The sequence below is a fragment of the Shewanella sp. SR44-3 genome, from assembly GCF_014163735.1.
In the GTDB taxonomy this organism is placed as follows: Bacteria; Pseudomonadota; Gammaproteobacteria; order Enterobacterales; family Shewanellaceae; genus Shewanella.
Genome location: NZ_JACJDV010000039.1, coordinates 24,317 through 34,139 on the forward strand (window position 1 = coordinate 24,317; position 9,823 = coordinate 34,139).

Consider the following 9,823-nt stretch of genomic DNA (forward strand, 5'->3'; position numbering starts at 1 on the left):
ATGACCATTTTAGTAACAGGAGGCGCTGGTTACATAGGCACCCATACAGTAGTTGAGCTACTTAATGCTGGCGAAGACGTCATCATCATAGATAACTTAAGTAACTCTTGCCTTGAAGCCCTTAAGCGAGTGGAAACCATCACTCAAAAGACCATGAGCTTTTATCAAGGTGATATTCTCAATAAGCCGCTACTGCAAAAAATATTTACCGACAACAATATAGATAGCGTCATCCACTTTGCTGGCCTTAAAGCCGTGGGCGAGTCAGTTCAAAAGCCGCTTAAATACTATGAAACCAATGTCACTGGCACCTTAGTCTTGTGTGAAGTGATGGCGGAGTTTGGGGTTAAAAATTTAGTTTTTAGTTCATCGGCAACCGTATACGCTGAGACTCAAGTCCTGCCTATTACAGAGGGTTTTCCATTAGGGGCCAGTAGCCCTTATGGCCGCTCCAAGCTGATGGTTGAAGAAATGCTTAACGACCTTTATATCTCAGACAATAGCTGGAATATCGCGCGGCTGCGTTATTTTAACCCAGTCGGAGCCCATGAAAGTGGTTTGATTGGCGAAGACCCCAATGATATCCCCAATAACTTAATGCCGTTTATTGCCCAAGTTGCGGTTGGCAAAAGAGATAAATTGCATATTTTCGGTGATGACTATCCAACCCCTGATGGCACTGGAGTGCGGGATTATATCCATGTGGTTGACCTCGCTAAAGGGCACTTACTGGCGCTAAAGAAGCTCACCACAAAACCTGGACTTGTGACCTACAACTTAGGCACAGGCAAAGGTGGTAGTGTGTTTGATATGGTTAAGGCCTTTGAAAAAGCTTGCGGCAAGCCTATCGCTTATCAAGTTAGCCCTAGACGGGCCGGCGATCTGGCTTGTTATTATGGCGATCCAAGCTTGGCACTGGCTGAACTTGGCTGGCAAGCCAAATACAATTTAGAAGATATGGCGGCCAGCAGTTGGCATTGGCAGTCCAGTAATCCTAATGGATACAGCTCACGCTAATGGCTTTTAGAAGCCAAGAAACTGGCTTAATCGCTTTATGGGACGAGAGGTAAATAGAATGACTCAAGGGGTAGATCAAGGACGGCGGCGTTTCTTTCGTCGTCAAGCTAGTAATGCATTGCGCCCGCCTTGGGTTAAAGAAGATATCGAGTTTACCGACGTTTGCAGTCGCTGTGATGCCTGCATCAAGGCTTGTGAGACTCAGATAATTCACCGCGGTGATGGCGGTTTTCCTGAGATTAATTTCAATAAAGATGAATGCACTTTTTGTGAAAAATGTGTCAACGCTTGCCCTGAGCCCATCTTTGACCTCAATCAAGCCGTCCCTTGGAAGATTAAAGCCGAAATAGGCTCAGCTTGCCTCACCCAGAGCGGTGTTTGGTGCCAAAGCTGCAAAGATGCCTGCGAACCCAGGGCCATAAGCTTTGTGATGGCCGTAGGCCAAGTGCCAAAGCCGCTAATTAATCTTGATGCCTGCACCGGCTGCGGCGCCTGTGTCTTGCCCTGTCCCAGTGATGCTATAAGCGTCATCAAGCAAGCTTAAACATCTATATCTACGTGCGATTAACCGTGTGTTTGGCGCCACTGATTAAGTAAACTGATAAATTCCCGCGGACTTCTATCTAGGCAATCGTGGGGCAAATACACATGGTAGCCAAGCTGACTATTTAAGGTCTGCATTCTATGACCAAACATTGCCAACACCCCCTTATAACGCTCACCATTCACTTCAAGTGGGGTAAATTCAGCCCCTAAAAAATTCTCTAATTCTTGTAAATCTTCATCTTGGGTTGCCGCTGTCATTAATAACGGCCGCTGCTCAGTTAATAAACCGGTGGCGAGCCTTGGAGAAATACAATCAAGCAGTGGATTTATTTTATTCAATTTAAAGCCGATGTAAGGCAATTCAATTAAGTCTAAATTTTGACTCACCCGAGCACTATCCAAACGGTGAATATTATCCCAGTCAATATGTAAGCGCCCGCGTCTATGGTAATAATCAAGGCCACTTGGCGTTAATCTAAGACTGACCTCAGGCTCATAAAGCTTAGCAATACCCAGCACCAAACACGTCATACCTATGCCAATAAAGACAATTCCCGCGGCAAACAGTTGACTCATGGACAGCACAAAAGCAAGCCCCAGTAGTGCACTCACCCAGCCCACAAAAGTCAAAGTTAAGCCATTGCGTTTTGAATACGGCTTAATAGCAAGTTCAAGGCTCAAATCAGCATTGTCATGGGGATGTAAAGACCCGTCTTCCTCTTGTTCAATTGAGGTAATAACTTTTTGTAGATCTGAAGGCTTGGGGGTTGTCATTTAATTAGCCCACCAAGCTTTAACATCGAGCCATAGCATGCCGACATATTCATGGATTGCCGCTTGAGATAACACTAAATTATCAGCATTTAAGCGCCACCACGAACCATCATCGGCAAGAAAATTACTCGGTGCTGCTTCTGGAGTTAGACCTAAGCCTCTAGCAATTCTCATTGCCCTTGGCATATGAGTCGCCGACGTCACCAAGCGAAACGGTGCATCACCAATCAGGGTTTTCATGCTAAGCAATTCCTCGATGGTGTCCCGAGCCTCTGGGAAAGTAATAATTTGTGTCTGAATAACGCCCAACTCTAGAGCCGCCAGCGCCATTACCTCAGCATGGGCAAGCCCTTCACGGCCACCATTCCAACCACTGACCACTAAACGGCAGATACCTGTGCTCTCTGTATTTTGTTGGCTTAATTTAAGCTGCCTTACGCCTTCAACTAATCTTGCCAACGCAGTGGGAGACAACTGTTGAGTGGCACTAAGCCCAGTAAGCAAAGAGTGACCTGAGCCTAATACCATCACGGTACACTCACCCACAATAGGCTGATGATTAGCACGATATTTATTCTCTAAACCCCCACCTATTTCACGACTCACTTGAGCTTGACTTAATAGCACTATCCCTAACATTGCCAGTACTAAGGTATTAGCTAAGACATTAGCCAAACCTTTAGTTATTGCACTGCGTTGATTGATAAGAATTAGTAAAATAACAAGCAGTAAAAACAGCAAAGGAAGCGGCATAACCAACTGAGTTAACAGTTTTTTAAACCAAAACAACACATCAGGATCTGGCATCACATCTCCAAAAAGCCTCAACGGGAGCAATAAAACCGTCAGTGTACCGTTAAGCTAAGTTAAACCCAAGATTTGAGATGATGTCGACGTTGAAAAGCTCAAACTACTTGCTTGCACTTCCACCAGCCATTAGCTTACAGGGAAGATGAAGAGATCTGTTCACATTATCTCTAAGCCGATACCACTTGATCCCCGCCATTGGTTTTAGCTTGCTGTAGGGCGAGAACGGCACGGTGCATGAGTGGATCTAAACTTAAATCATCTTCCTCGATAGCACTAACGCCAAAGCTGGCTTTAATTTGAAAACTATGACCAGTATGGCGAGTATCGATAGATTGCAGTAATTGCAGTAGTAATTCAGCGAGCTTAACGCCATTATCTAAGCTCACTTTGGGGGAGAATATGGCAAATTCTTCACCACCCATGCGGGCCAGTACGGCCTCTGTACTGATGTTTTCATCAATAATTTGACTAAGGCGTTTAAGCACCCAATCACCTGTCGCATGACCATACTTTTCGTTGATAACCTTAAAACGATCTAAATCCAGCACTATGATGCAATAACTCTCTTTTCTGGCTAGGCATTGTACAAAATCAATTTCTGCTCGCTCCTCACCTGTTGCGCGATTGTAGGTACCCGTTAATACATCACGCTGCACTTGCTGTTTGTAACGATTACGCTGTAACCAAGCCGCAAACAGTAACAAGCTAAGGCAGACTACCGCACCTATGAGCAAGGTCGTAAACATTAGTGAGGAGCTCGTATCGCGATTATTTAAATCCCGCTGCTTACTCAGCAACTCATGCTCTTGTTTTAAATTTGTCAGCTCGCGGCTTTTTTCAGCACTATCAAACTTTGCCATCTGATAGGCATTTTCTTTCAAAATTTGATCATTCAGTAATTGTAACTCTAGAGCATGGGAAAGCTTGAGGAACTGATAAGCCTCTTTAAAATCATGATTTTGATAAGCTATAAGTGCTTGAACGTCATTGGCTTGCTTTTTGGGTTCAAGATTACTAGGCTCATCGGGACTTTCATGCACTTGTTGTGCTAAAGCCAAAGCTTGATCTAACCTTTCTAAATAATAATAGGCTTGGGCAAGTAGTGCCTGGGTACGGACTATCTCAAAGTTAAACTTAAACGTTTGGTAACGCTGTAAGGCATCTTCGAGCAACTTAGCTGCTAACAAATAATCTTGATGTTCAAGCGCCAACATGCCCTTACCTTTTATCGCCATGGCAACAATTACTGGCGCTTCATGCTGCTCACAATAAGCCTCAGTCTTAACAAAACCTTTTTGAGCCTCATCCAACATGGCAAGCTTTAATTCAGCATAGGACAATAACACCAGTGCATAACACTGCTCTTTAACCATCTTACCTTGATTTAATTCAAGTACGGTTTCAGCGTATTGCCTAGCTTCTCGATAAGCGCCCATATCAAGGTAGGCATTCACTAGCCTCAGATAGCTGCTAACCTTGATTGTCAACTCCCCATAGCCGCCAATCCGTGCAAGGTTATCCTCTAATAAGGTAAAGGCTTTAGTGTATTGCTTCATGCCAATGTTAGCGGTCACTTTATAGAGGTAAACAGTATTCTCAGAAGCTTCATCAAGGGGGAGATTTAAGGTTTTGTTAAGCTCGATATCAGCGTCTTTATACTCGCCTCTGAGCAGTTTTTGGCTGCTAGAAATAATGTGAAGACGAATTAACTGTGCGGCCGTCAACTCGTCTTTAAGGCTAAAAAGTTTGCTCATCAGTTGAGCTGCTACTGCAGTGTCTGACTGTAGCGCTTGTTCAAGCTGAATAAAATCATGCTCTATTTGCTGCTCATCAGCGGATAAGCAAACACTATAAAACAGTATTAGTGCAACACTGATTAACCTGACCATCAACTAAAATTTCCTATGCAAAACCATAAACGATTAAAATCGGCAGCATTACTTTGCCACCATCCATTTCTTTAAGTTTCTTAACATCAGCATTCATTATCAGTTCGATATCTTGATGACTCAAACCGTTATCTAGCATAACCTGCCGAGGCTCTCGCTTCATTGCCAGTAATAAATTGGCGTCACTGCCAAGCCTGACAAGAAACTGGTTTAAGATTGACATATTACTTCTCCTTAAGTGTAAACAACGCGTTAAGTCGATAACAAGTAAACATTAACCTAACTCTTTCGCCGAAATCCCCAGCTTAGCAAGCACTATTTCATTTAACTGTAAGGCTTGGGACGGCGGTATTAACAGGGTACTTATCACTGTTAATCCTGCTTGAGGCAAAGCTTTTAATGCTAGCCTCTCTATTCTTGGTCGTTGTAGCGGCAAATTTGCAGCCTCATAAATCACCACTTCATGATCTAACGGATACCATTGAGCCAATAACTCCACTAATATCTGCAACCTTTCTGAACTGGTCGCGAACTGAGTCAAGGTGTGTTCACCTGCTAATGCAATTTGCCACAATAATAAATGGGTCGATGGATCTGGAGTATGCTGATACAACATAAACTGTGTAGCTTCAAAGCTTTGATGCCCACATTGACCAGGATCTATGCCTAAATCAGCCCAAAGACAGGCTTCAGCCGAAATGCCCGGCTCCATGTGGGCATCAAAACCTTCACTTCGAGCTTGAGCTATCGCAAGATGAGACACACAAGCAAACACCCCAGGGTGTCCGTAAAGCGCACATACAACCTGCTTACCTTGACGTACAGCATTTAAGATAGCTTCAACCATCTGTTTGTAAGTTTCGCGGCGATTTTTAACTTCATCTTGCTGTGCATAATAGGATTGCAGGGAAGTATGGTTAGGGTTGAGGCTAATTATCCACTGCTCGGCAAAGCCATCTGGAACTAAAAAAAACACATGTTCTGCATGCTCAATATAGCTGCGGCTTAACACGCTTATTTGTCCAGCTAACTGCAATCCTGTACCTACAAAGACTAAGCTCCCTTTGCAAGGCTTAGGGTTTATCTCCAGCTTGGTAGGCACACCGCACAGTTTCTGAATTGTCATTGAAGGTCCCTAGCTGCGATACACTATTTGCTGAATGCTATTAAATATCAATCAAAGTATGCTAAAAAGCCACCTAAGCTTAACCATTTGTGACCTAATTGAGTTTATTTTTTACTTATAAAAAATTTTATATTGATGATTTTTTGTAAATATTGGTTCACTAGCACTCGATTTATCGTGTTTAAAGCTAAGATATTCGTCTTATTTACTGAATAAACACAGATTTATAAATGAACTAATGCTTGAGGCGTGAGTCGAATGCTGCACACATCTACAAATAGCCCCTTGTCAGCATAGGCAAGCCTTGGGTATGATGACGTCAGATTTTTAGGAACCAGTGCAGACAATGATTAACAAAAAACAAAGTCTTACCCTTCTTAGTGCCTTGGCACTTTCCGTATCGCTTAGCGCTTGTAGCGTATTCGACTACCTTATTTATAAGCCCGATATACCCCAAGGCAACTATATGGAGCCCATACAGGTCGAGAAACTGCGCATTAATATGACCAAGGAACAGGCTGAATTTATTTTAGGCAGACCAGTACTGCGTGACAGTTTTGCTGACAATGTTTGGTATTATGTTTATCACTTCAAAAGTGGCCGCGATGCTAGCATCATACATAAAGAGCTGATTTTACGTTTCGATGGTGATTTATTGATTAGTGCCACAGGCGATTATGAGATAAATGCAGATTTCAATACGCCTTTAGAGTTAAGTGAATTGCCTACTAGCAATAAATCTGAACTTATTCCACAAGTACCAGCAGGTCGCGGTGAGCCAAAACCGTTAGTGGAAGAAAATAAAGCTTTACCCCTTAAAGAGGGTAAATAAGTTTGTTGGACTACCGCGTGGGTCTTCTGATTTGAAATACCCATGGCAAACAGCACTAGCAAATTGAAATAAAAATGGCGCCTTAAGCGCCATTTTTATTGTCTGTCATTTGTCATCAATATCACAACAAAGGGTTTAACTGACTTTAGCACCGGTAATCTTATTAATTCTGCCTTCATCTTTGGCTTTTTCTGCGCGCTTACGGCGCACATCTTTAGGATCGGCAATCAAGGGACGATAAATCTCTATCCTTTGTCCAGGCTCTAATACATCATCATGCTTCACTTGACGACTAAAAGTACCAAGTTTTACCGTGGCTAAATCAATTTCAGGAAAAAAGCTGACGATTTGGCTCATCTGCACCGCATCAATAAAGCGGGTGCCAGGTTCAACCGTGACGGTAATTATTTTTTGTTGGTGTGGCAATGCATACACTACATCAACGGCAAACTTTTCGGTTTCACTTGTCACAATACACCACCTTTGCTCTCTGGGTAAACGCCGTCACCATTGAATTCATTAGCTCTTTAAAGACTCGTCCAAATGCCATATCCACCAAAGGATTGGCAAACTCAAAATCTAAATCAAACTCTACCTTGCAGGCATCTTCATCTAATTCAGTAAATACCCACAAACCATGCAAATGTTTAAACGGACCATTTTCTAATTCAAGGGCAATACGCTTACCCGAAACCAGATGATTGCGAGTGGTAAAGGTTTTGCTGATCCCCGCTTTACTCACATCCACAGATGCCACCATGGTTTCGCCGTTATATTCCAACACCCGCCCGCCAACGCAGCCTGGTAAAAATGCATGGTAAGACTCAACATCATTAACTAATTCATACATTTGCAAGGCACTAAAACGAACCAGTACACTCTTAGATATCTTGGGCATCGGGATTCACTTGAACTCAAACATGGGCAGGATTTTATCATGTAATAGCCAAAAGACACCCCTTGATGCCACTTAATACTGCAATAGAACAAAAAACCTTGCCGATAACCACGCTTAAGTGCTGAAAATTAAGCCGCTGACCTCAGTTGCAGTAACACTTAATGCAATAAACTGGGTATAATCCTTGAAATATTAACCATCTCCCCCCATATCTGTTATTAACTGCCGGCATGACAACGCTGCCTTTAGATAGAAAGTAGTTACAACGAATACAAATAAAGACGGTAAAAATAATGGTAAAGAAGAATTCGAAGTCATCAAAAAGTACCTCGGCGACCATAGCACGTAATAAACGCGCGACTTTTGAGTATCGCATCGAAGATAAAGTTGAAGCGGGCTTGCAGTTAATGGGCTGGGAAGTTAAATCTATCCGCATGGGCAAAGTTAACTTGTCAGATTGTTACGTGTACATTAAAGAAGGCGAAGCCTTCATGCACGGCTGTACCATTCAGCCATTGAACACTGCATCCACCCACGTCATTTGCGACCCTATTCGTACCAAAAAGCTGTTGCTAAAGCGCAGTGAAATCGACAAGTTAGCTGGCCTTATCGAACGTCAAGGCTACACCTTAGTGCCGTTATCTATGTACTGGCGCAAAGGCGCTTGGGTAAAAGTTGAAATTGGCTTAGGTAAAGGTAAGAAAGATCACGACAAACGTGAAGACACTAAAGAGCGCGAATGGAAAATTGAAAAAGCCCGCGTGATGAAGAAAGACAAAGCAAGCGCATAAGCCTGCACCAGCTTGACTCTGCACTTAAGTTATCAGTGTCACGTTCAGCTTGGTACCTAGTAATTTATTGAAAAGCTTGTGTTAATGTACAGATAGTGAACAAACGATAATAATTTGTTGTTAAGCTGCTAGGTATTCGCCAAACAACGAGTTACAATCAACGCAATTGGGGGCGATTCTGGATTCGACAGGATTCACGAAACCCAAGGAGCATGTCGAGGGGCGGTTGGCCTCGTAAAAAGCCGCACCGTTATAGTTGCAAACGACTCTAACTACTCTCTAGCAGCTTAGGCTAGCTAGCCATCAGCCACACGTTTCGCACGTGGACAGTGGATCCTGATGGTCATATTACAGTGTGCTAGCGAGGGAACTCCGTCCGGGGGTGAACCGCGAAACAGTACCGGACTCACCAAGTAGCATCCTGTCTTTCGGAGACTGCTTGGTTAAATAAAAGAGAGACTAAACATGTAGCGCCGAGGATGTAGGCTTTCTGGACGCGGGTTCAAGTCCCGCCGCCTCCACCAATTAAAACAAGGGCTTAGCAGAAATGCTAAGCCCTTTTTGTTTCTGTTGTATTCCCAAAATGGCGGCAGAATGGCGGCAGCAAACTTTCATTTCAGCCATTTTCAAACAAAAACTCAAAATCTACTCGTATGTAAAATTGAACTTTAGTGTACAGCTTCATCATGGTATTCACTCACCGACACGCGTAAATATGTCCCTATAGCTCTCTTCGACGTCCTGTCTCAGAAGGTCGTCTCGCAAATTACCATAATGAGTCTAGTGAAGTACTGAGTTATCATTTAGCTCTCAAAACTACTAAAAAAGCAGAAGTAGTCCATCATGAATTATGCTAGATTCAACTAAACTTCAAATAAAACGTAGTTTAAAACCTAATTAAATTTTAAGGGAATAAACAATGCTGGCTAAGTTGTCAAACGCGAAAGTTAGCAGTATTTACTGCAAAGTATTTAAACAATTTATAAAGCACGCTGGCCTAAAAAAACAACTCAAATCGGTAGCGTTCATAATTCTGTGTCATTTCAGTAAACTGTACAAAAACAGGAATGACACATGACTCAACCTTTTAACTTTGAACAAGCCCTTAAAGATCTTCAAGCGGGTAAAAATCTCACAGGC

11 protein-coding genes and 1 other RNA gene are annotated in these 9,823 nt (G+C 42.9%); 5 read left to right on the top strand and 7 right to left on the bottom strand.

Annotated features, from left to right (window positions below):
• The gene (galE, locus tag H5073_RS15120; RefSeq protein WP_182680399.1) at window positions 1-1,017 is read left to right on the top strand and encodes a UDP-glucose 4-epimerase GalE; all 1,017 of its coding nucleotides are present in this window, start codon (window positions 1-3) and stop codon (window positions 1,015-1,017) included.
• Between the two features lie 58 nt (window positions 1,018-1,075).
• Entirely contained in the window at window positions 1,076-1,561 is a 486-nt protein-coding gene (gene napF, locus H5073_RS15125) for a ferredoxin-type protein NapF (protein WP_182680400.1), read from the top strand.
• Window positions 1,562-1,581: 20 nt separating this feature from the next.
• On the opposite strand, the gene H5073_RS15130 is transcribed toward napF, so the two are convergent.
• The 5 genes from H5073_RS15130 to H5073_RS15150 all read right to left on the bottom strand — a co-directional run bounded on the left by H5073_RS15130 (window position 1,582) and on the right by H5073_RS15150 (window position 6,162).
• On the bottom strand, window positions 1,582-2,244 hold the full coding sequence (locus H5073_RS15130) for a DUF2982 domain-containing protein (protein WP_182680410.1): 663 nt from the start codon (window positions 2,242-2,244) through the stop codon (window positions 1,582-1,584).
• Window positions 2,245-2,337: 93 nt separating this feature from the next.
• On the bottom strand, window positions 2,338-3,144 hold the full coding sequence (locus H5073_RS15135; protein WP_182680401.1) for a YdcF family protein: 807 nt from the start codon (window positions 3,142-3,144) through the stop codon (window positions 2,338-2,340).
• Between the two features lie 170 nt (window positions 3,145-3,314).
• A complete protein-coding gene (locus H5073_RS15140; protein ID WP_259394918.1) occupies window positions 3,315-5,036 on the bottom strand; it encodes a GGDEF domain-containing protein in 1,722 nt (573 codons plus the stop codon).
• A 13-nt stretch (window positions 5,037-5,049) separates the two neighbouring features.
• Window positions 5,050-5,259 carry a hypothetical protein gene (locus tag H5073_RS15145; RefSeq protein ID WP_182680403.1) on the bottom strand — a complete coding sequence of 70 codons (210 nt, stop codon included), beginning with the start codon at window positions 5,257-5,259 and terminating at the stop codon, window positions 5,050-5,052.
• A gap of 51 nt (window positions 5,260-5,310) precedes the next feature.
• Window positions 5,311-6,162: an SAM-dependent methyltransferase gene (locus H5073_RS15150; protein ID WP_182680404.1), complete on the bottom strand. Its 852-nt coding sequence runs from the start codon at window positions 6,160-6,162 to the stop codon at window positions 5,311-5,313.
• Between the two features lie 346 nt (window positions 6,163-6,508).
• Here H5073_RS15150 and H5073_RS15155 point away from each other — a divergent pair, with 346 nt between their 5' ends.
• Window positions 6,509-6,994, top strand: coding sequence for an outer membrane protein assembly factor BamE (locus H5073_RS15155; protein ID WP_182680405.1), 486 nt, complete (start codon window positions 6,509-6,511; stop codon window positions 6,992-6,994).
• A 135-nt stretch (window positions 6,995-7,129) separates the two neighbouring features.
• On the opposite strand, the gene H5073_RS15160 is transcribed toward H5073_RS15155, so the two are convergent.
• Window positions 7,130-7,465 carry an RnfH family protein gene (locus H5073_RS15160; protein WP_182680406.1) on the bottom strand — a complete coding sequence of 112 codons (336 nt, stop codon included), beginning with the start codon at window positions 7,463-7,465 and terminating at the stop codon, window positions 7,130-7,132.
• Window positions 7,455-7,892, bottom strand: coding sequence for an SRPBCC family protein (locus H5073_RS15165; protein ID WP_182680407.1), 438 nt, complete (start codon window positions 7,890-7,892; stop codon window positions 7,455-7,457). Before H5073_RS15165 ends, H5073_RS15160 begins: the two co-directional genes overlap by 11 nt.
• 293 nt (window positions 7,893-8,185) lie before the next feature.
• On the opposite strand from H5073_RS15165, the gene smpB reads away from it, so the two are divergent.
• Window positions 8,186-8,683 carry an SsrA-binding protein SmpB gene (smpB, locus tag H5073_RS15170; protein WP_182680408.1) on the top strand — a complete coding sequence of 166 codons (498 nt, stop codon included), beginning with the start codon at window positions 8,186-8,188 and terminating at the stop codon, window positions 8,681-8,683.
• A 168-nt stretch (window positions 8,684-8,851) separates the two neighbouring features.
• Window positions 8,852-9,207: a transfer-messenger RNA gene (gene ssrA / locus H5073_RS15175) on the top strand.
• The last annotated feature ends 616 nt before the right edge of the window (window positions 9,208-9,823 follow it).